Source organism: Rhodococcus sp. D-6 (assembly GCF_040256695.1).
GTDB lineage: Bacteria > Actinomycetota > Actinomycetes > Mycobacteriales > Mycobacteriaceae > Rhodococcus > Rhodococcus pyridinivorans.
The window spans coordinates 3,171,218-3,190,713 of the sequence record NZ_CP132970.1 but is presented as its reverse complement, the minus strand read 5'-3'; the positions used below and the strand labels follow the sequence as shown (position 1 = coordinate 3,190,713).

At 69.6% G+C, this 19,496-nt stretch carries 21 protein-coding genes and 1 riboswitch; of the genes, 13 read left to right on the top strand and 8 right to left on the bottom strand.

What is annotated here, in order from left to right:
• Positions 1–4 precede the first annotated feature (4 nt).
• Genes RBB84_RS14905 through RBB84_RS14895 form a run of 3 tightly spaced genes read right to left on the bottom strand, consistent with a single transcriptional unit; the run spans position 5 to position 4,622 of the window.
• Entirely contained in the window at positions 5–2,314 is a 2,310-nt protein-coding gene (locus tag RBB84_RS14905) for a serine/threonine-protein kinase (RefSeq protein WP_156666041.1), read from the bottom strand.
• Positions 2,311–3,273, bottom strand: coding sequence for a glutamate ABC transporter substrate-binding protein (locus tag RBB84_RS14900; RefSeq protein WP_082920943.1), 963 nt, complete (start codon positions 3,271–3,273; stop codon positions 2,311–2,313). Before RBB84_RS14900 ends, RBB84_RS14905 begins: the two co-directional genes overlap by 4 nt.
• The gene (locus RBB84_RS14895; protein ID WP_064255551.1) at positions 3,270–4,622 is read right to left on the bottom strand and encodes a hypothetical protein; all 1,353 of its coding nucleotides are present in this window, start codon (positions 4,620–4,622) and stop codon (positions 3,270–3,272) included. Before RBB84_RS14895 ends, RBB84_RS14900 begins: the two co-directional genes overlap by 4 nt.
• Before the next feature lie 137 nt (positions 4,623–4,759).
• Here RBB84_RS14895 and RBB84_RS14890 point away from each other — a divergent pair, with 137 nt between their 5' ends.
• Positions 4,760–5,611, top strand: a complete 852-nt coding sequence (locus RBB84_RS14890) for an NUDIX hydrolase (RefSeq protein ID WP_033096182.1) — start codon at positions 4,760–4,762, stop codon at positions 5,609–5,611.
• A 4-nt stretch (positions 5,612–5,615) separates the two neighbouring features.
• On the opposite strand, the gene thiE is transcribed toward RBB84_RS14890, so the two are convergent.
• Positions 5,616–6,305, bottom strand: a complete 690-nt coding sequence (gene thiE / locus RBB84_RS14885; protein WP_064255552.1) for a thiamine phosphate synthase — start codon at positions 6,303–6,305, stop codon at positions 5,616–5,618.
• Positions 6,306–6,331: 26 nt separating this feature from the next.
• A riboswitch (TPP riboswitch) is annotated at positions 6,332–6,444 on the top strand.
• Between thiE and thiO the strand changes: the two genes are divergently transcribed.
• The 7 genes from thiO (at position 6,441) to RBB84_RS14850 (ending at position 12,452) form a co-directional block, all read left to right on the top strand.
• Positions 6,441–7,505: a glycine oxidase ThiO gene (gene thiO, locus RBB84_RS14880; protein ID WP_039585483.1), complete on the top strand. Its 1,065-nt coding sequence runs from the start codon at positions 6,441–6,443 to the stop codon at positions 7,503–7,505. It overlaps the preceding riboswitch by 4 nt.
• Positions 7,502–7,714, top strand: a complete 213-nt coding sequence (gene thiS, locus RBB84_RS14875) for a sulfur carrier protein ThiS (protein WP_006553656.1) — start codon at positions 7,502–7,504, stop codon at positions 7,712–7,714. Before thiO ends, thiS begins: the two co-directional genes overlap by 4 nt.
• Complete coding sequence (locus RBB84_RS14870; RefSeq protein ID WP_006553655.1) at positions 7,707–8,492, top strand: thiazole synthase; 786 nt, start codon at positions 7,707–7,709, stop codon at positions 8,490–8,492. Before thiS ends, RBB84_RS14870 begins: the two co-directional genes overlap by 8 nt.
• Positions 8,493–8,582: 90 nt before the next feature.
• A complete protein-coding gene (locus RBB84_RS14865; RefSeq protein ID WP_231911920.1) occupies positions 8,583–9,116 on the top strand; it encodes a hypothetical protein in 534 nt (177 codons plus the stop codon).
• Between the two features lie 68 nt (positions 9,117–9,184).
• On the top strand, positions 9,185–10,114 hold the full coding sequence (locus RBB84_RS14860; protein WP_006553653.1) for an ABC transporter ATP-binding protein: 930 nt from the start codon (positions 9,185–9,187) through the stop codon (positions 10,112–10,114).
• The gene (locus tag RBB84_RS14855; RefSeq protein ID WP_006553652.1) at positions 10,114–10,893 is read left to right on the top strand and encodes an ABC transporter permease; all 780 of its coding nucleotides are present in this window, start codon (positions 10,114–10,116) and stop codon (positions 10,891–10,893) included. Before RBB84_RS14860 ends, RBB84_RS14855 begins: the two co-directional genes overlap by 1 nt.
• Positions 10,894–10,985: 92 nt before the next feature.
• The gene (locus RBB84_RS14850; protein WP_231911921.1) at positions 10,986–12,452 is read left to right on the top strand and encodes a M20/M25/M40 family metallo-hydrolase; all 1,467 of its coding nucleotides are present in this window, start codon (positions 10,986–10,988) and stop codon (positions 12,450–12,452) included.
• 12 nt (positions 12,453–12,464) lie between these two features.
• Here RBB84_RS14850 and thiD read toward each other — a convergent pair whose 3' ends face one another.
• Positions 12,465–13,310, bottom strand: coding sequence for a bifunctional hydroxymethylpyrimidine kinase/phosphomethylpyrimidine kinase (gene thiD / locus RBB84_RS14845; protein ID WP_064255554.1), 846 nt, complete (start codon positions 13,308–13,310; stop codon positions 12,465–12,467).
• Between the two features lie 158 nt (positions 13,311–13,468).
• Here thiD and RBB84_RS14840 point away from each other — a divergent pair, with 158 nt between their 5' ends.
• The gene (locus RBB84_RS14840) at positions 13,469–13,867 is read left to right on the top strand and encodes a GNAT family N-acetyltransferase (RefSeq protein WP_019291107.1); all 399 of its coding nucleotides are present in this window, start codon (positions 13,469–13,471) and stop codon (positions 13,865–13,867) included.
• Positions 13,868–13,903: 36 nt separating this feature from the next.
• Here the strand turns inward: RBB84_RS14840 and RBB84_RS14835 are convergent, their stop codons facing one another.
• The 3 genes from RBB84_RS14835 to RBB84_RS14825 are packed head-to-tail and all read right to left on the bottom strand — an operon-like array spanning position 13,904 to position 16,310.
• On the bottom strand, positions 13,904–14,707 hold the full coding sequence (locus RBB84_RS14835; protein ID WP_033096178.1) for an exodeoxyribonuclease III: 804 nt from the start codon (positions 14,705–14,707) through the stop codon (positions 13,904–13,906).
• A gap of 18 nt (positions 14,708–14,725) precedes the next feature.
• A complete protein-coding gene (locus RBB84_RS14830; RefSeq protein WP_006553647.1) occupies positions 14,726–15,691 on the bottom strand; it encodes a GNAT family N-acetyltransferase in 966 nt (321 codons plus the stop codon).
• Between the two features lie 22 nt (positions 15,692–15,713).
• Positions 15,714–16,310, bottom strand: coding sequence for a peptide deformylase (locus RBB84_RS14825; RefSeq protein ID WP_006553646.1), 597 nt, complete (start codon positions 16,308–16,310; stop codon positions 15,714–15,716).
• 132 nt (positions 16,311–16,442) lie between these two features.
• Between RBB84_RS14825 and RBB84_RS14820 the strand changes: the two genes are divergently transcribed.
• From RBB84_RS14820 to RBB84_RS14805, 4 genes are all read left to right on the top strand, one after another.
• Positions 16,443–16,793: a DUF3263 domain-containing protein gene (locus RBB84_RS14820; protein WP_006553645.1), complete on the top strand. Its 351-nt coding sequence runs from the start codon at positions 16,443–16,445 to the stop codon at positions 16,791–16,793.
• A 77-nt stretch (positions 16,794–16,870) separates the two neighbouring features.
• Positions 16,871–17,515, top strand: coding sequence for a LytR C-terminal domain-containing protein (locus RBB84_RS14815; protein ID WP_033096177.1), 645 nt, complete (start codon positions 16,871–16,873; stop codon positions 17,513–17,515).
• A gap of 91 nt (positions 17,516–17,606) precedes the next feature.
• Positions 17,607–18,248 (top strand): superoxide dismutase family protein, encoded by a 642-nt coding sequence (locus RBB84_RS14810; protein WP_019291110.1) that lies wholly within the window; start codon positions 17,607–17,609, stop codon positions 18,246–18,248.
• Positions 18,249–18,347: 99 nt separating this feature from the next.
• Entirely contained in the window at positions 18,348–19,469 is a 1,122-nt protein-coding gene (locus RBB84_RS14805) for a glutamate--cysteine ligase (protein ID WP_033096176.1), read from the top strand.
• Positions 19,470–19,496: the final 27 nt, after the last annotated feature.

The following is a 19,496-nucleotide window of genomic DNA, read 5'->3' as shown; positions in this document are numbered from 1 at the left end:
CTGATCAGGTCAAACTGCGCGGCCGGATCGCGTTCGCGAGGTCGACGAGGGTGTAGCGGTGTGTGCGGGAAGGGGCGTTGCGCGCCAATTGCCGCAGCGCCGCCTCGGTGCCCAGGCGGAGTCCCTTCTCGGTGAACGGTACGTCGAGGATGCGGTCGTACTCGCGACTCGATGCCCGTCCACTGCGCACCCATTCGAGCGCTGTCCCGAGGACCAGTGCGCGCATCTGCAGGGCGCGACCCTCGTCGGGAGGCAGCGACGCGATCCGGTGCGCGGCCTCGCGCAGATCCGCCTCGGAGATCTCCTCGACGCGACCGCCTCGTAACAGGATCAGCGCGGCGGTCATGGTCGCGGCACTGTGGTGCCGGGAGGTCGTGGGGACCTCGTCGAGCACGTCCACGGCGGCGCGGATCTCGTCGCGGGCGGTGAGCTGGCGTGCCAACCCGAAGGCCGCGCTGACGACGGCGTGATCGGTGCGCCACACGACCCGGTAGGACTGCTCGCAGAAGCGTCGCCACGCGTCGGGGTCGTCGCTCTCCCAATGCTGCAGCGTCAGTTCGGCGGTGGCCCCGAGTGCGATCTTCGGGGCGATCTCACCCGGAAGCGCGTGCAGCACCTTGTCGAACCGGGTGAACGCTGCCTCGTAGTCGTCCTGCAGCAGTTCGGCGATGCCGGCGTACCAGTCCATGCGCCAGTCGTCGCCGGACTCGCGCTCGAGGCGGGTGAGGATCTCCACCGCGCTGTCGACCTGCCCGAGATCGAGATGGGCGCGGACCTCGGCGAGGGTGATCTCCTTGGAGAACGACACGTCGGATGCTCCGACGACCCGCCCGACCCCGTTCTCGCGCGCGTGCCGGAGCGAGTCGAGGGTCTGCTGCGGTTCGCTGTGCACCGCGGCGGCGAGGAGCGCGGCACTCGGATCGTTGGGGTCGAGCAGGGGGACGGGCAGTGCCGCCGCGACATCCTGGCCCCGCAGTTTGGGGTCGCGCTCGATCCCGTCGGCGTACACGTCGGTGGGGACGAGTGCCTCGTCGGTGCCGAAGGTCGTGCGGGGCGGGCTGAACAGCCGGGACAGTCCGGGGTGTTCGGTGCCGAGTTTCTTCGACAGGATCTCGCGCAGCACACCGGTGAGCTGTCCGTGCAATTCGTCGGCGGACGAGAAGCGCTGCTGCGGATCGGGGTTCGTGGCCCGCAGGAGCAGGCGGTGGAAGGAGTCGAACTCGTCGAGCAGGGGAGCCTGCTCGGGGGTGGGCAGACCGTCGCGGTAACGGCCTTTGTCCGAGGGCATGTCGAGGGTGAGCACCGCGAGTGTGCGTCCGACCGTGTAGATGTCGCTCGCGACCGTCGGCCCGGTCCGGACGATCTCGGGTGCTTGGTATCCCGGCGTCCCGTACAGATAGCCGTATCCCTCGATCGCGGAGACGGCGCCGAGGTCGATGAGTTCGATCTGCTCGTCGGTGACCATGATGTTCTCGGGCTTGAGGTCGTTGTAGACCAGTCCGATGTCGTGCAGATACTGCAGTGCCGGTAGCACTTCGAGCATGTATGCGATGGCCTGCTCGACGGGGATGCGGTTCGGTGGGGGATAGTTGTCGAGCACGGTACGCAGGGTGTGACCACCCAGGTACTCCATGACGATGTATCCCATCGGGGTGCCGTCGGGTGAGGGGTGCTCGACGAAGTTGTAGATCTGCACGATGCTCGGATGGCTGACCTCGGCCAGGAACTGGCGTTCGGCCACCGCGACCGCCTGGGCCTCGGCGTCGCCGCCCTGCAGCAGGCCCTTCAGCACTACCCAGCGGTCGCTCACGTTGCGGTCGATCGCGAGGTAGATCCATCCCAGTCCGCCGTGGGCGAGACAACCCTGCACCTCGTACTGCCCGGCGACGAGGTCCCCGCGGTGCAGGGCCGGAGTGAACTGGAAATGTGTTCCGCACTGGGGGCAATCACCTTCTGTGGGACCCGGCCCCGACGGGGTGCTGCGTCCCACCGGTTGTCCGCACTTCGCGCAGAACCTCTTGCCTTCGGAGACGTGAGGATCGCGGAGGACGGCGTCGACCGGATCCTTCGTGGTGGGGACCGGCACGTCGACGAGGCCGGCGATGCGGCGACGCTGGGTTCCGCGCGGCCGGATGCGGCGGTTCGACGAACGTTGGGAGGACGAACGCTGGGAGGACGAGCCGGACCAGATCGACGAGCGCTGGGTGGATTCGGGCCGCGTGGCGGGGACGGGGCCGGGGCCGCGTTCGGTGGCGGGGCCGGAATCGGCCGACGGGGTATCGGCCGGTTCGGGTTCGTCGGACATGGCCGTCACTTCCGGTAGTTCGGTGTCGGGGGTGACGGAGTGGGACCGAGCACCCGCAGGTACTTCTCGTACAGCGCCGTCCACGTCCCGTCGGAGCGGATCCGTTCGAGGGTGGCGTTGACGAAGCGTACGAGCTCGTCGCTGCCCAGCCGGATTCCGATTCCGTACGGCTCCGATCCCAGGGAGGGGCCGACGAGTTCGAGATAGGGGTCCTGTGAGGCGAGTCCGGCGAGGATCGTGTCGTCGGTGCTCACGGCGTCGACCTGCTGTTGCTGGAGGACGACGAGGCAGTCGGCCCACGACGGCACGGTGAGGATCGACGCCGACGGCTGCACTTCTCGCATCCGGAGCAGCGAGGTGGTGCCCTCGACGATGCACACGCGCCGGCCGGCGAGATCGGCGGCGGAGCGGATGTCGGATCCCCGGACGACGAGCACGCGCTGCTGGGCTCGGAAGTACTCGGTGGAGAAGTCGACCTTCTTGCGTCGGGAGCACGTGATGCTCATGGTCTTCGCGACGATGTCGACGGTGGAGTCCTGCAGCGCCTTCTCGCGCTCGGCCGACGACAGGATGCGGTAGTCGACGAGGTCGGGATCGCCCAGGAGGTCGCGGGCGATCTCACGTGCGATGTCGACGTCGAAACCGGTGATGCGCCCGGTCGCGGTGTCGCGGTAGCTCATGAGGTTGCTGCCGGTGTCGAGGCCGACGATCAGCCGGCCGCGCGTGCGGATCCGATCGATCGCAGGTCCGGTGGCGTTCGGATCCGGGGGAAGCGAGGCGGTGGGATCGCCGCAGTCGGGGGCGGGCGGTGTGGCCACCGACGACTCGAGCATCCGCGCGTTCTCGGGAAGCGGGAGAGAGGTCGTCGTCCCTTGGAGGCCGGGGGCGCGCGGTGGGGGGTCGGTCGCGCACCCGCCGGCGAGTGCGGCGACGACGCACAGGCCCGCGACGAGAACGCGCTCTCTCACTGGTACTCCTTCAACCGGGGCCGGAGACCGACCCACACGCCGACCAGCGCCACCGTCAGCAGCACCACCGACATCGGTGCGAGGCCGGCGAGGGTGCGGGCGGCGCGGAACTCGTTGTCGCGCAGTTCGGTGCGGGTGTCGTCGATTCCTTCCGTCAGGGCCGCATCGAGAGCGACGAACCGGGCGGTGGACTCGCCGGGACCTGCACCGACCGCGAGGACCGAGGCCGCTGCGTAGTCGCCGCGGACGAGGGCGTCGACCATGCGTGCATGCGAGTTGATCCATGCGTCGTGCGCCGACCGGGCGGTCTCCACTGCCTCGGCGCCCGCCTCGAGGGCGGAATCGCGACCGTACTCGTCGAGGATGTTGCCGAGCCGCGCCATGTTGGTCTCGAAGGTGTCGTCGTACGCGCCGGTCGTGTCGCGCCGGGCGATCAGCAGGGTCTCGGCGGTACGCGACTGCTGGGCGAGGATCCGGCCCTCGGTGAGATCGGCGAGCGGTGCCGCACCGCGCTCGATGGCGCGTTCGGTGGCACTCGACGAGGCCAGGCCCGCGACGAGCAACCAGCACAGCAGCGCGCCGGTCGCGCCGATCGCGACGAGGATTCCGGGATTGAGGGTGCGACGACTGCGGCGGCTCACGACGGCGTGCGCCACGCACAGGGCAGCGACCGTGACGAGGAGCAATCCGATCGCGAGCCAGGGCGGTCGCACCGCGTCGCGCTGGGTGTCCTCGACCGCGGCGACGCCGCGCGTGTGCAGTTCCTGCGCGGCGGGGAGCAGTTCGGTCTGCATCAGGTGCGAGGCCTCGCCGAGATATGCGGCGCCGACCGGATGCCCGGTGCGGTTGTTGGTGCGAGCCGTCTCGATGAGACCCGTGTAGACGGGCAGCAGCCGCCCGATCTCCGTCAGGTTGTGCGCGGTCTCGCGGTCGGCATCGGTCAGGCCGGTCGCCGCGATGACGAGATATTCCGCGGCCTCGTTGGTCGCCCGGATGTAGCGACTGCGCACCGCCTCCGGTTCGAGTCCGCCCGAGATGAAGCCCGTCACGGCGGCGGCGTCGGCCACCGACAGCGCGCTGTAGAGATTCTGGGCCGCGCTGGCGAGCGGCTCGATGGACGCGAGGAGACGATCGTGGGTGGCCTGCCTGCCGGACACCATCGTTGCGGAGACCGCTGCCGAGGCGACGAGCAGCACGGTGAGCACCACCCCGAGGACCACCAACCGGACCGGCGTGGACCGGAGCAGGGCACGAGCGTCGTCGAACCGGGCGTCCGGAGTGTCCGTATCGGCGTCGTCGCGGATGTGGCTCTCGACAGGAGCGAAGGGAGGGGTGATCCGTACGTCCACCGGGCACTCCCTTCCTCGTGTCGAGCGGTCTGAGGGGAGCATATAAGCAGCCCGGCGGTATTGTTGCCGTCCACGGACGGCGGGGATCCGGTACCGGGTACAGGTCCGGGCGAGGGCGGGTCGGAGAGGCGGACGCAATGCGTGGAGACGGTGACGGCTGGGCGGTCGGACCGGACGGCGAGAAGCGCTGGGGACGGCACGGCGCCGCAGGTCTGCTGCTGCGCGCTCCGCTCGCGGACGGTCGCCCCGCGGTTCTCCTGCAGCATCGGGCGGCATGGTCGCACCAGGGCGGGACGTGGGCACTTCCCGGTGGAGCGCGCGACTCGCACGAGAGCACCGTCGACGCCGCCGTGCGGGAGGCCCACGAGGAGGCCGGCATCGATCTCGCGGCCGTGACGGTACGCGCCGAACGCGTCACCTCCGGTCTCGCGGGCGGATGGACCTACACCACCGTCGTCGCCGACGCCACCGAAACTCTCGTGACCAGTCTCAACCAGGAGAGCACCGAACTGCGCTGGGTGCCCGAACCGGAGGTCGAGGCGATGCCGCTGCACAGCGGCTTCGCCGAGGCGTGGCCGTCGCTGCGCACCTCACCGGTACGCATGCTGCTCGACACCGCGAACGTGCTCGGAGCGAGCGGCCCCACCGGATGGTGGCGCGACCGCCCCGGCGCGACGAGCGCCCTGCTCGCCGACCTCGCCGCGGTCCTGCCCCGCACCGTCGAAATTCCCGACGGGACGTTCGGCTGGGTCCCCCGCGTCGAAGCGGTCCTCGAAGGGCATGCCCGCGACGCGACGATCGACGACGTCCGGATCCCGGTGCACAGCGCGGACGGCAGCGGCGACGACGAGCTGGCACGGCTCGCCACCGCCACGGCCGTGGTCGACCCCGGTGTGACGGTCGTGGTCACCGCGGATCGCGGTCTGCGCGCACGGTTGCCCGAGGGCACGATCGCGATGTCGCCCTCGGCCGTGCTGGGCTGGCTGTAACGCCTCAGGTCGGGAGTGCGGCCTTCAGCGCCGCCGCGGCTGCCCGCGGATCGGATGCCTTCGTGATCGCCCGGACCACCGCGACCCGCGTGGCACCGGCGTCGAGCACCTCGGGGAGTCGCTCGAGATCGATGCCGCCGATCGCGAACCACGGCCGTGCCGGCTGCGACTGCGCGACCTCGCGCGTCACCTCCAACCCCGCCGCGGTCCGTCCCGGCTTGGTCGGTGTGTCCCACACCGGCCCGGATGCGAAGTAGTCGACGCCCGCCTCGATGTCGGCGAGCGCAGCCTGCGCGCGGCTCGACGTCGAGCGGCCGATGACGATCTCGTCGCCGAGGATCTGCCGCGCGTGCCGCACCGGCAGGTCGCCCTGACCGAGATGCAGGATGTCGGCGCCCGACGCGAGCGCGATGTCGGCGCGGTCGTTCACGGCCAGAAGCGCACCGTGGCGTGCACACGCCTCGCCGATGATCTCGAGGGCGGCGAGTTCCTCGCGTGCCTCGAGGCGTCCGAACTTCTTCTCGCCGGCCGAGTCCTTGTCGCGCAACTGGACGATGTCGACCCCACCGGCGAGGGCCTCCTCGACGAACCGTGCGAGGTCGCCGGTGTCCCGGCGAGCGTCGGTGCACAGATACAACCGGGCGGTCGCGAGGCGGCCGCGCGGGTCGGGATGGTTGCCGCGATAGGTGGTCACGACCAAGACGGTAGCCTCTAAGCAGAAAGTGACGACACGGGAGTCCCGAGGTTCGCGGGGCTGAGAGGGGGCCTGCCGGCCCCGACCGTTATGACCTGACCCGGATCATGCCGGCGCAGGGAGTGAGGTGGACCAATGGCAACTGTGGCCGTCGTGGGTGGCGGAGTGATCGGGCTGTCGATCGCATGGCGCGCGGCCCGCTCGGGGCACATCGTGACCGTGCACGACCCGAATCCCGGCAGTGGCGCCTCGTGGGTGGCCGGCGGGATGCTGGCCCCGCTGTCCGAGGGCTGGCCCGGTGAGGACCACGTGCTGTCCCTGGGTGCGGCCTCGCTCGACCGCTGGCCCGGATTCGCGGATGCACTGCGCGCGGAGACCGGCGTCGACGTGTTCACCGCCGAGGAGTCGCTGACCGTCGCGCTCGACGCGGCGGACGCGGCCGACTTGCGGACCGTCGCCGAATGGGTCGGGGAGCGGGGGCACGAGATGCGTCTGCTCTCCCGTGCGGAGATCCGGGAGTTCGAACCGTCGCTCGGGCCGAAGGTGCGTCTCGGACTGCTCGCGCCCACCGAGTCGTCGGTCGACAACCGTACGCTCGTCGACGCCCTGCGCGTCGCGGCCACCGCGGCCGGGGTGCGTTTCTCCGACGCCGCCGTCCACGATCTCGCCGACCTTCCCGACGATCAGGTGGTGCTCGCCGCCGGCTCGGCGTCGGCGCGACTGTGGCCGGGCCTTCCGGTCCGTCCGGTCAAGGGCGAGATCCTGCGCCTGCGGGTGCGGCCGGGCGCGACTCCGCCGCCGCAGCGCACCGTGCGCGCGAGTGTCCACGGACGCCCCGCCTATCTGGTGCCCCGCCACGACGGCCTCGTCGTGGGCGCCACACAGTACGAGGCGTCCGACACACAGGTCACGGTGGCCGGGGTGCGCGATCTGATCGCCGACGCCGAGAAGATCTTTCCTGCGCTCGGCGAGTACGAACTGTTCGAGGCGAGCGCGGGCCTGCGCCCGATGACCCCCGACAACCTGCCGCTGATCGGCCGGCTCTCCGATCGTGTCGTCGCCGCGACCGGCCACGGCCGCAACGGTGTGCTGCTCACGCCGCTCACCGTCGACGCGGTGCTCGCCGAACTCGGTGGGCGGTCGCTGGCCGACGCGCAGTACGCCTGTCCTGGACGAATTACGGAAGCGAGTGTGGGATGACGAACGTATCCGTGGGCATCACCGTCAACGGTGAGGACAAGTACTACGACGCGGCCCCGACCGTGTCACAACTGCTGAACGAGCTCGGTCTGCCCGAGAAGGGCATCGCGGTCGCCGTCGACGGTGTCGTGTGCCCGCGCGGCCGCTGGTCGGAGCCGGTCACGCGCGGAGCGAGCATCGAGATCCTCACGGCGGTCCAGGGTGGCTGACACACACGATCCCGGCGCCGACCTGCCGCAGCTGACCATCGCCGGCCGCACCTTCGGGTCGCGGCTGATCACCGGCACCGGTGGCGCGGCGAACCTGGCCGTGCTCGAGGAGGCACTCGTCGCGTCGGGCACCGAACTGACCACCGTCGCGATGCGCCGCGTCGACGCGGCCTCCGGAACCGGTGTCCTCGACCTGCTGCGCCGCCTCGGCATCGAACCGCTGCCGAACACTGCCGGGTGCCGCGGCGCGAAGGAAGCCGTGCTGACCGCGCAGCTCGGGCGGGAGGCGCTGGAGACCGACTGGGTGAAACTCGAGGTCATCGCCGACGAACGGACGCTGCTGCCCGACGCCATCGAACTCGTCTCCGCGGCCGAACAACTCGTCGACGACGGCTTCGTCGTCCTGCCGTACACGACCGACGATCCCGTCCTCGCGCGACGCCTCGAGGACGTCGGTTGTGCCGCGGTGATGCCGCTCGGCTCGCCGATCGGGACCGGCCTCGGTATCTCGAACCCGCACCACATCGAGATGATCGTCGAGGCTGCGGGTGTGCCGGTGATCCTCGACGCGGGAATCGGAACCGCCTCCGACGCGGCGCTCGCGATGGAACTCGGTTGCGACGCCGTGCTGCTCGCGACCGCCGTCACCCGCGCGAAGGATCCGGCGCTGATGGCGTCGGCGATGCGTCACGCCGTCGAAGCGGGATTCCGTGCCCGGCACGCCGGCCGGATCCCGAAACGCTTCTGGGCCCAGGCATCTTCGCCGATGGAGCCGTGACCGGTACTGGAAACCCCTGAGCACCTTGGTGTTCAGGGGTTTCCGATTGTCGCGCGACGGGTTACCGATCGGTCTGTACGATCCCCGGGCATGACAGTTGCACACAGAATTCTCGCTGCCGCCGCTGCCGGGCTCATGGGCACTGTCGTCGCTGTCGCGGCGCCGGGTGTCGCGGGCGCCCAGGAACCGTGTCAGATGGGCTGGTCGAACACCGGACCGAGGTCGTGCGCGACGACGGAGTTGTCCACGCCACCCGTGCTGACATTGGGCGACGGCATCTGCGCCGGCATCGTGCGCGCCGGTGGAACCGCATTCGACGGCCCGCTCTACGAGTACTCCTCGGCGCCGGGTGCCACCCACGGGATCGAACTGCGGATCACGCAGGGCTACTCGCTTCTCGGCGAGTGGACGCCGAGCATCCTGAACTGCGACGTCACCGTCGCTTTCGACTGGCACAACCTCGACACCGGTGCCCGCGGTACGGAGACCCGCTTCGTGCCGGCCTTCCACACGAGCACCCGGCCGTTGGTCATGCACGTGTTCCCCGGGCCCGGCCGCGTCGCCCTGACGATGCGTACCGAGCGACCGAGCATCCCGGTCACCACCGAGGTCTTCGTCCCCTGACGCACCGCGTGCGGTTCCGGGGAGTGTGATCGGATGCGCTCGCCGGAGCCGCACGTAGGGTGGTGCGCATGATCGAAGTGACCGGCTTGACCAAGACCTTCGGGTCCACGACCGCGGTCGACGACCTGACGTTCACGGTCCGTCCCGGCATCGTCACCGGCTTCCTCGGCCCCAACGGCGCGGGGAAGTCCACCACGATGCGCATGATCCTGGGGCTGGACCGGCCGACCTCGGGAACCGCACTGATCGAAGGGAAGCCGTACAGCGAGCTGACACGGCCGCTCACCACCGTCGGGGCGTTGCTCGACGCGAAGTGGGTGCATCCCAACCGGTCGGCGCGGTCGCATCTCGCCTGGCTGGCCGCGTCGAACGGTCTGCCTGCCTCGCGTGTCGACGAGGTTCTGCGCCAGGTGGGACTGACGGAGGTCGCGGGCAAGCGCGCCGGCGGCTTCTCGCTCGGCATGTCGCAGCGACTCGGTCTCGCCGCCGCACTGCTCGGCAACCCGCGCGTGCTGCTGTTCGACGAACCGGTCAACGGCCTCGACCCCGAGGGCATCGTGTGGATCCGGAGGTTCATGCAGGCGCTCGCCGCGGAAGGCCGCACGGTGCTCGTGTCCAGCCACCTGCTCTCGGAGATGGCGCAGACCGCCGAACATCTCATCGTCATCGGCCGTGGACGGCTCATCGCCGACACCTCGGTGAAGGCGTTCGTCGACCGCGCGTCCGACTCGTTCGTCGTCGTGCGCAGCCCGCAACTCGACGAGCTGCGCACCGCGCTCACCGAACGCGGGCACACTGTGCGGGAGGACGACGGTGCCCTGCACGTCTCGGGCGCTCCGGCGGCGGAGATCGGCGAACTCGCTGCGACCCGGTCGATCGTGCTGCACGAACTCGCGGGACGCAACGCGTCGCTCGAGGAAGCGTTCATGAAACTGACCGGTGGCGAGGTCGAATACCACGGATCCGGAGTCGACGACGTCATGAAGGGTGGACTGTGATGAGTACGGCGCTCGACACACTGCGGGCCGAACGGATCAAGCTCACGTCGGTGCAGTCACCGCTGTGGTGCACCCTCGTCATCGTCGCCCTCGGCCTGGGTCTGGCCGCGATCCTCGGGTCGGTCTCCCGCGCGTCGGCCGGGATGGACGACGAACTGGGACGGTTCTATCCGACCGTGGACGTCGCGGTCAGCGGCGTCACCGGCTTCGGTGTGCTGGTGCTCATGATCCTCGCGGCACTGTCGGTCACCAGCGAATACCGTTTCGGGGTCATCCGCACGACCTTCCAGGCCACCCCGAACCGCACCCTGCTCCTGACGATGAAGGCCCTGCTCATCGGTGTGCTGGGCGCGGTGCTGACACTCGCGGTCTCGTTCGGTGCCTTCTACCTCGCGAAGGCACTGGCCGGGCCCGACGCAGGTCGCGAACTCGTCCTCAGCGGCGACACGGCGTGGCGCGCGGTCTACGGCACCGCGATCTACGCGTTCCTGTGCGTCTTCCTCGCGGTCGGTGTGGGCACGCTGCTGCGGCAGTCGGCCGGCACGATCGCGCTGCTGATGCTGTGGCCGCTGCTGCTCGAGTCGTTGTTCGCGCTGTTCGGTTCGGTGGGCCGCGAGATCCAGCCGTTCCTACCGTTCGCGAACGCGAACAACTTCCTGGGTATCGGGCAGGGAATCGAATTCCACTGGGGTCCATGGGGATCGCTCCTGTACTTCGCGGCCTTCTCGTTCCTTGTGTTCGCGGCCTCACTCGTGGTGGTCAACCGCCGCGACGCCTGAGGTACTGTCTCGACACGCCGCAGGTTCTGCCTCCGCACACTGCGCCGCACGGTTTCCCCGTGCGGCGCAGTGCTTTTGTGTACGCTCGGTCGATGGCGCGGGCGCAGACGAGATACGGCATGCGGGGAGCGGCCCTGATCGCCGCCGGTGTACTGCTGACGGCGGGATGCTCGGAGGCGGAGGCGCCGCCCGTCGACCCGACGGCGCTCGCCGACGCCGTGCAACTCGATGCCGTCATGACGCACCTGACGGAACTCGAACGGATCGCCGGCGAGAACGACGGAAACCGTTCGCTCGGGACCCCCGGCTACGACGCGAGCGTCGACTACGTCGCCGGAGCCCTGCGCGACGCCGGATTCGACGTGCAGACACCGGAGTTCGACACGACCCTGTTCGCCGTCGAGAACGAGCAGCTCACCGTCGACGGGGAGCCGATGGGCGTGAGCGCACTCGGCATGTCGCCGTCGACGGGACCGGAGGGGCTCACCGCGCGCGTCGTGCGCATCGCCCCCGACGACACCCCCGGCTGCGAGGCCACCGACTACGACGGCATCGACGCGACCGGCGCGGTGGTGATCGTCGATCGCGGCGTGTGCACCTTCGCCGTCAAGGAGCAGGTCGCCGCCGAACGGGGAGCGGCCGCGCTGCTCGTCGCCAACAACGAGGACGGCCCGCTCGCCGCCGCCGGTCTCGGGGCGGAATCGAACTCCCGCATCCCGGTCGGAGGCGTGGCCGGGGCCGACGCCGAGCGCCTGTCCGCCGCGACCACCGTGACGGTGACACTCCAGACCCGCACCGAGGACCGGAAGTCGCGCAACGTGATCGCGCAGACGCGCACCGGCTCGACCGACGACGTGGTCGTCGTCGGCGCGCACCTCGACAGCGTCCCCGAAGGACCGGGGATCAACGACAACGGAACCGGCGTCGCCGCCGTCCTCGAGACCGCGCTGCAACTCGGCAGCGAGCCGGGCGTGACCCACGCCGTGCGGTTCGCGTTCTGGGGCGCCGAGGAGGTCGGACTGGTCGGCTCCACGAGGTACGTCGAGTCGCTGTCCGACGAGGAACGACTCGACATCGCCCTGTACCTGAACTTCGACATGCTCGGCTCGCCCAACGCCGGATATCTGGTGTTCGACGGCGACGACTCCGACGCCGTCGGTGAAGGACCCGGACCGGAGGGCTCGGCGGGTATCGAACGGACCTTCGCGCAGTTCTTCGACGAACGCGGAATCGAGGTCGGCGGAACGGATTTCGACGGCCGTTCCGATTACGGTCCGTTCGTCGCCTTCGGCATCCCCGCGGGCGGGGTGTTCACCGGCGCCGACGACGTCAAGACCCCCGAACAGGCCGGCCTGTGGGGTGGCACCGCCGACCAGCCCTTCGACCCGAACTACCACACCCCCGAGGACACCCTGGCCGGCATCGACCGCGACGCGTTCGCCGCGGCGGCCGCCGCCGTCGCCTACGGCACGGCTGTCTACGCGAATTCGATCGACGGACCCGACGGGGTGCCCGCAGGTGACCAGCGGGCCGAGGTGCGCGCCGAGTTCACCGAGTGAAGACGGGCGCGATCAGCGCTCGTGCAGTCGCCACAACGGGTTGACCGGGCCGTGGCCGTGACCGAGGTCGTAGGACCACTCGAGGCACTTCGTGATCCATTCCTTCGCGAACTTGACTGCCTCGGGCACCGACCGGCCATGCGCGAGGGCGGACGCGATCGCGGCTGCGAGCGTGTCGCCGCCGCCGTGGTCGTTGCCGGTCTCGATGCGCGGCGTGCTGAACTCGAGGAAACGGTCGCCGTCGAACAGCAGGTCGGTGCTCTTCTCCGAGCTGCGCAGATGACCGCCCTTGACGATCACCCATTGGGCGCCGAGCGCATGGAGCGCTTCGGCGGCGCGCCGGGCCGACGCGTCGTCGACGACCTCGATGCTCGTGATCAGCCGTACCTCGTCGAGATTCGGGGTGACGACGGTGGCGAGGGGGATGAGCACCCCGCGGATCGCGTCGAGCGCGTCGGAGTGCAGCAGCGGGTCGCCGTGCATCGATGCGCAGACCGGGTCGACGACGAGCGGTACCTCCATGTCGCGGCCGATGCCCACCTCGGAGCACACCTGTGCGACGGCCTCGATGATCTGCGTGGAGGCGAGCATGCCCGTCTTCGCTGCGGACACCCCGATGTCCTCGACCACGCACCGCACCTGGTCGGCCACGGTCTCGGCGGGGATCTCGTGGAACCCGCGGACGCCGACGGAGTTCTGGACGGTGACGGCGGCCACCGCGACGCATGCGTGCACACCGCACATCGCCATCGTGCGGGAATCGGCCTGGATGCCGGCTCCGCCTCCGGAGTCGGTGCCGGCGATGGTGAGGGCTCGAACCGGGGTCTCGCCTCGAGGCGACAGGGGCAGAAGGTCCACGCGGACACCCTACCGAGGGTGTGTTCGAACACGGCCGGGAGGCGCTGAGGCGGGTGCACTTTGCGAAACACGACAGCGTTGCTGCCGGTGGTCGCCTCGTTGCTCTATAGTGGCATAGGTCACAGTTCGATCACGCAACACCCCTATTGGAGGCGCTCATGAACACGAGTTCGCCGGACCTCGCCGTGTCGGACAACGCCGACCAGAACCGGTTCGAACTGCGCCTCAACGGCGATCTCGTCGGCATCCTGGCGTACTACGACTTCGAACGCGTTCCGGCGCCGAATCCGCCGGTCGTCGACTTCATGCACACCGTGATCGTCGAGGATTTCGGTCATCGGGGTCTCGCGGCCGTCCTCGTCGGTGGTTCGCTCGATCTCGCTCGCAGCCGAGGCTGGCGGGTGCGGCCGGTGTGCACCTATGTGCAGCGATTCGTGTCGTCGCACGAGAACTACCGCGACGTCGTCGTGGCTCTCGAGCTGCCGCGCACGGACCCCCACCGCAAAGAGACCCGGCGCAAGCAGCCGCAGCGCAAGGTGCCTGCCCGCAAGGCCTGATGCCTGTGCGGGCGGTCCACCCGACGCGGGACCTGCTCAGAGGTCGAGGTCGACGACGACCGGTGCGTGGTCGCTCGCGCCCTTGCCCTTGCGTTCGTTGCGGTCGATCTCGGCGTCCGTCACCCGTGCCGCGAAGGCCGGTGATCCGAGGACGAAGTCGATCCGCATGCCCTGCTTCTTGGGGAAGCGCAGCTGGGTGTAGTCCCAGTAGGTGTAGACCCCGGGGCCGGGCGCGTACGGACGGACGACGTCGGTGTAGCCGACGTCGGCGAACGCGTGGAAGGCGTCGCGCTCGGGCTGCGAAGTGTGCGTCTTGCCCTCGAAGAAGGCCGGATCCCACACGTCGTCGTCGGTGGGGGCGACGTTCCAGTCGCCGACCAGCGCGATGGGCTGCCCGGGCGCTGCGGTGGCCCAGGCGTGCGCGTCGGCGCGCAGCTTGGCGAGCCAGTCGAGCTTGTAGGTGTAATGCGGGTCGTTGAGGTCGCGGCCGTTGGGGACGTACAGGCTCCACACGCGCACACCCGCGCACGTCGCCCCGATCGCCCGCGCCTCGAGCGCCGGATCGACCTCCGGGTCCTTGGAGAAACCGGGCTGGTCCTCGAAGCCGATCTGCACGTCGTCGAGGCCCACGCGCGACGCGATGGCCACACCGTTCCACTGGCTCAGTCCGACGTGCGCGACGCGGTAGCCGAGTTCCTCGAAGCGTTCGTACGGGAACTGCTCGTCCTTGCACTTGGTTTCCTGCATCGCGAGCACATCCGTGTCGGTTCGCTGCAACCAGTCGAGGATGCGGTCGGTACGGGCACGGACGGAGTTCACATTCCAGGTAGCAAGGCGCACACGCCCACTGTAGGCGACCTATCCGACGGGTTCGGAGGCGTATCGGTAGCGGTGGTGGTCGACGAAGCCGAGTTCGCGATACAGGGCGCGCGCCGCGGTGTTCGACTCCTCGACCTGCAGATATGCGTGGGTCGTGCCGTGCTCGCGTGCCCAGCGCAGCAGGGCACCGCACACGAGTGTGCCGAGTCCGCGACGCCGGTGTTCGGGAGCGACCTCGACGGTCGACAGACCCACCCAGCGGCGTCCGTCCGGCGCATCGGTGATCGCCGCGCGGCAGATCGCCAGGGGCGGCTGCCCGGGTGCACCGATGCGGCCGAACCCGAGGATCCCCGCGGCCACCGAGCCGAGCACGTCCTGCGCGAGCAGCGGGTCGGCGTCGGCGCGGTGGAGCGACATCCAGTCGGCGTCCGGCCGCTCGGTGATCGTGATCGGGGTGGGCTCCGGCGGCAAGGGGATGTTCGCGAGGTCGGCGCCCATCACGAGCACCGGCTCCGAGGTCGGCCACCCCTCGGGGATGCGGGCGAGTCGATCGGGCACCAGCAGCCGCAGCGGCAATCCGCGTGCCGCGAACCATTCACGGAGCCGGGCGCGCACCGCCGGATCGGCGGGGTCCGCCACGGAGCCGCGTTCACCCAGCGGCGTTGCCGAATTGGCGCGCCGGGTGAAACCGTGTCCGGCGCGCACGAGCCAGCCGTCCACCCAGGCCGATTCGAGACCGGGCCACCCCGCGGCGGCGGCGTGCTCGAGCGCGCGGATCTCCGAGACGCGGATCGGCCGCGCCGCGATCGGCTTGAGCGCGACGACCGAGGTGGGGGACACCTGGACGACACGACCGTCGGCGGTGCGCACCGCGACCACCGGTTCGACGGAGACGAGTTCACCGATGACATCGGTCATCGGGTGGCTGTAGCCGGCGGGCAGGCGGTACCGCAGCACCACCCGGGTACCGAGGGGTACGGACGGGGCCGGACGGTCGGTCGTCATCGACGGTTCGCCGGTCGCCTCGTCAGTCGTCCTCCTCGTGGCCGAACGGGTCCTCCACCGAACCCGGGAGCCAGGTCAGGCCCGGGACGCCCCATCCGGCGCGCTTGATGGTCTTCTTCGCGGCGCGGGCGTTGCGCCCGATCAGAACGTCGACGTACAGGAAGCCGTCGAGGTGCCCGACCTCGTGCTGCAGCATGCGAGCGAAGAATCCGTGGCCCTCGATCTCGACGGGCTCACCGTTCTCGTCGGTACCGGTGACCTTCGCCCAGTCGGCGCGACCGGTGGGGAAGTTCTCGCCCGGCACGGACAGGCAGCCCTCGAGATCGTCCTCGGGGTCGGGCATCGTCTCGGGGATCTCCGAGGTCTCGAGGATCGGGTTGACGACGACGCCACGCCGGCGCGCGACCTTGCCGGACTCGTCGCGGTCGGGGCAGTCGTAGACGAACAGTCGCTTGTCCACACCGACCTGGTTGGCGGCGAGGCCGACGCCGTTGGCCGCGTCCATCGTCTCGAACATGTCGGCGATCAGCTGAGCGAGTTCGGCGGGTGACTCGGTCACCGGCCGGGTCGGGTTGTGCAGGACGGGGTCGCCGACGATGACGATGGGAAGAATGGCCATGGTGACACAGGATAATGGGATCGACTCGCGGCGTTCTCGAACCGGTATGTGTCCCCACCCCGTGATTGAATGACTTCCGCCGAGACGCAAGGACTCTTCGTCACGGTGTGATCCAGTCAGTCGAGGAGGGAAATGGACGGCGCAGCAGCGCACGGCAACGACCGGTCCGATCTCGTGTCCCAGCAGGGCGACGGCGCATCCGCGCAGGAACCCACCGGCGACGAGGCGAACGGCCTGAGCCGTCGCGATCTCGACATCCTGGCGTTCGAACGGCAGTGGTGGAAGTACGCCGGTGCCAAGGAGGACGCCATCAAGGAACTCTTCGGTCTCTCCGCCACTCGCTACTACCAGGTGCTCAATGCTCTGGTGGATCGTCCCGAGGCGCTCGCCGCCGATCCGATGCTGGTCAAGCGGCTGCGGCGGTTGCGTGCGAGCCGTCAGAAGGCCCGCGCGGCCCGCCGGCTCGGTTTCGACACCCGTTAGACGGGCGGCCGTCGGGCCGGATAATGCGATATCGACACGCGCGGCCGGTCGGCAGCGCTGCGTGTGCTCGGGCAACTATGGTCGAGGTCGTGAGCAGAACCCCCGAGATCCCCAGCCGCGCGCCCGCACCCTCGGGACCGCCTCTGCGTGCGTTCGCGATGGTCCTGATCTCCTTGGGCATCCTGTTCGCCGGTCTCGGTTTCGCCTCGCTCGGTGATTCCGACGACGAACCCGCTCCCGCGGCGGCACCCACGACGACGACCGCTGCTGCGCCGGCCGCACCGTCCACGCGCTCGGCCGCGGTGCCCACCGCGCCCGCGCCCGCTGCCGCGAACGGGGGCACGTCCGCCGCCGGGGACGGTGCGACCACCACCACGGCCGTGTCTTCGGCTCCTTCCATGCCCGTGGGGAGCGGAACCGCGTTCGCGTCCGACACCTCGGCCTCCGCGACGGCACCGGTGCGCGTGTTCAACAACTCGGAGGTCGCGGGCCTCGCCGCGCAGACCGCGGCCTACCTCGAGGACGAGGGGTACACCATCAGTGAAACGGGCAACTACAGCGAGGGCTTGCTCCAGCAGACCTCGGTGTTCTACGGGTCGTCTCCCGGAGAGCAGCAGACCGCGACAGCCGTCGCCGAGTCGCTCGGTGTCACCGCGCAACCGCGCTTCGAGGGCATCCGCGACGCCGCCCCCGGAGTGATCGTCATCGTCACTTCGCGTTAGCGCCGGAACCGTGTCGGTCCGCCACCGGGTGGTCGCCGGAGACGCCCGGTTATGATCGGGTGACTTTTCGGCACTTCGAAGGAGCGGTTTGATGGTCTCCAGTTCCACCCGTCGCATGTCCTGGCGTGCTCTGGCCCCGATCGTCGCGATCGCCGCGGTGGGCCTGACTGCGTGCTCGAACAGCGAGGAGGCGAGCACCGAGCCGGGGACGACTCCGCCGGTGTGGACGGGATCCGCCGCGCCCGCTTCCGAGGCCCACGGCGACGACCACGGCACCGAGGGTGGGAGCGAGTCGCACGCCGGTGGCTCCGCCTCCGCTGCTGCGCTCACCGCGGAGCTCACCACGGTCGACGGCGAGTCGGCCGGCACCGTGTCGTTCGCCGAGAACGGCGGCGACGTCGAGGTGACCATCGAGGTCGAGGGTCTCGAGCCCGGCTACCACGGTGTCCACATCCACGAGTTCGGCCGTTGCGAGCCCCAGTCCACCGCGCCGAACGGCGGCGAGCCCGGCGCCTTCCTGTCGGCCGGTGCCCACCTGCAGGCCGGTGGCAACACCTCCGTCCCGGAGAGCGGCGACCTGGTCTCGCTCGTCGTCCACGAGGACGGCACCGCCACCGCCACCGTCACCACCTCGGCCTTCGGCCTCGAGGACCTCGAAGGTGAGGACGGCGCCTCTGTGGTCGTGCACCAGGACAACCTCGGCGCACGCCTCGCCTGCGGCGTCATCGGGTGAGCAGGGTTCGAATCCCCTGAAGCTCGGTACCCGGGTAATTCCTGACACGGGGCCCCGCGACGGACATCCGTCGGCGGGGCCCTGTGGTTGGATCGAGACGTGGCAGTCGCGTTTCCGGGATCACCTCGTCCCACGATCGGCGTGGAATGGGAGATCGCTCTGGTGGACAAGACCACCCGCGATCTCTCGAACAGCGCGGCGGTCGTCTTCGACAGGGTGGAGGAGATCGCCGGGGAGACCCCGCGGCTGACCAAAGAGTTCCTGCGCAACACCGTCGAACTCGTCACCGGTGTACACGACACCGTCGCCGAGGCCGTCGACGATCTGTCCGAGTCGCTGTCGTTGCTTCGCCGCGCCGCCGATCCGCTCGGAGTGGACCTGATGTGTGCCGGCACCCATCCGTTCGCGCAGTGGACCGACCAGACCGTCACACCCTCCCCGGACTACGAGGAGATGATCAACCGCACCCGCTGGTGGGGACGGCAGATGCTCATCTGGGGAGTGCACGTCCACGTGGGAGTCTCCTCCGCGGAGAAGATCATCCCGATCCTCAACGCCATGCTCGTGAAATATCCCCACATGCTCGCGTTGTCGGCCTCGTCGCCGATCTGGGCGGGCTACGACACCGGCTACGCGAGCAACCGCGCGCTGATGTTCCAGCAGCTGCCGACCGCCGGCCTGCCCTACCACTTCGCCGACTGGCCGCAGTACGCGAAATTCATCGCCGACCAGCTCGAGTCCGGCGTCATCAGCCACCCCGGAGGCATGCACTGGGACATCAGGCCCGCGCCGAAATGGGGCACCCTCGAAGTCCGGGTCTTCGACGGCATCACCAACCGCGCCGAACTGGCCGCCCTCGTCGCGTTCGTGCATTCACTCGTCGTCTACTTCGACGAACTTCTCGAGCGCGGTGAGGAACTTCCTGTGCTGCAACCGTGGCACGTCAAGGAGAACAAGTGGCGTGCGGCGCGGTACGGACTCGATGCCGAGGTCATCCTCGACCCGGTGTGTACCGAACGGCTCGTCACCGACGACCTGAACGATCTGCTCGAGCAGATCATGCCCACCGCGGTACGGCTCGGATGCGCCGACGAACTCGCGCGAGTTGCGGACATCCCGGTGCGGGGAGCGTCCTATCAGCGTCAGCGCCGGCTCGCGGAACGGACGGACGGCGATCTCGTCGCGGTGGTGGACTCGCTCGTGCAGGAACTGAAGGAGTGATCGTCCGAGGACGTCCCGGCCGTCAGC

Excerpts from the sequence above, each read along its gene's own strand:
- RBB84_RS14820 (WP_006553645.1), top strand. The coding sequence starts at position 16,443 with ATGGACGGCGCAGCAGCGCACGGCAACGACCGGTCCGATCTCGTGTCC.
- thiS (WP_006553656.1), top strand. The coding sequence starts at position 7,502 with ATGACGAACGTATCCGTGGGCATCACCGTCAACGGTGAGGACAAGTAC.
- RBB84_RS14860 (WP_006553653.1), top strand. The coding sequence starts at position 9,185 with ATGATCGAAGTGACCGGCTTGACCAAGACCTTCGGGTCCACGACCGCG.
- RBB84_RS14865 (WP_231911920.1), top strand. The coding sequence starts at position 8,583 with ATGACAGTTGCACACAGAATTCTCGCTGCCGCCGCTGCCGGGCTCATG.
- RBB84_RS14810 (WP_019291110.1), top strand. The coding sequence starts at position 17,607 with ATGGTCTCCAGTTCCACCCGTCGCATGTCCTGGCGTGCTCTGGCCCCG.
- RBB84_RS14890 (WP_033096182.1), top strand. The coding sequence starts at position 4,760 with ATGCGTGGAGACGGTGACGGCTGGGCGGTCGGACCGGACGGCGAGAAG.
- RBB84_RS14825 (WP_006553646.1), bottom strand. The coding sequence starts at position 16,310 with ATGGCCATTCTTCCCATCGTCATCGTCGGCGACCCCGTCCTGCACAAC.
- RBB84_RS14830 (WP_006553647.1), bottom strand. The coding sequence starts at position 15,691 with ATGACGACCGACCGTCCGGCCCCGTCCGTACCCCTCGGTACCCGGGTG.
- RBB84_RS14855 (WP_006553652.1), top strand. The coding sequence starts at position 10,114 with ATGAGTACGGCGCTCGACACACTGCGGGCCGAACGGATCAAGCTCACG.
- RBB84_RS14815 (WP_033096177.1), top strand. The coding sequence starts at position 16,871 with ATGGTCGAGGTCGTGAGCAGAACCCCCGAGATCCCCAGCCGCGCGCCC.
- RBB84_RS14840 (WP_019291107.1), top strand. The coding sequence starts at position 13,469 with ATGAACACGAGTTCGCCGGACCTCGCCGTGTCGGACAACGCCGACCAG.
- thiO (WP_039585483.1), top strand. The coding sequence starts at position 6,441 with ATGGCAACTGTGGCCGTCGTGGGTGGCGGAGTGATCGGGCTGTCGATC.
- RBB84_RS14850 (WP_231911921.1), top strand. The coding sequence starts at position 10,986 with ATGGCGCGGGCGCAGACGAGATACGGCATGCGGGGAGCGGCCCTGATC.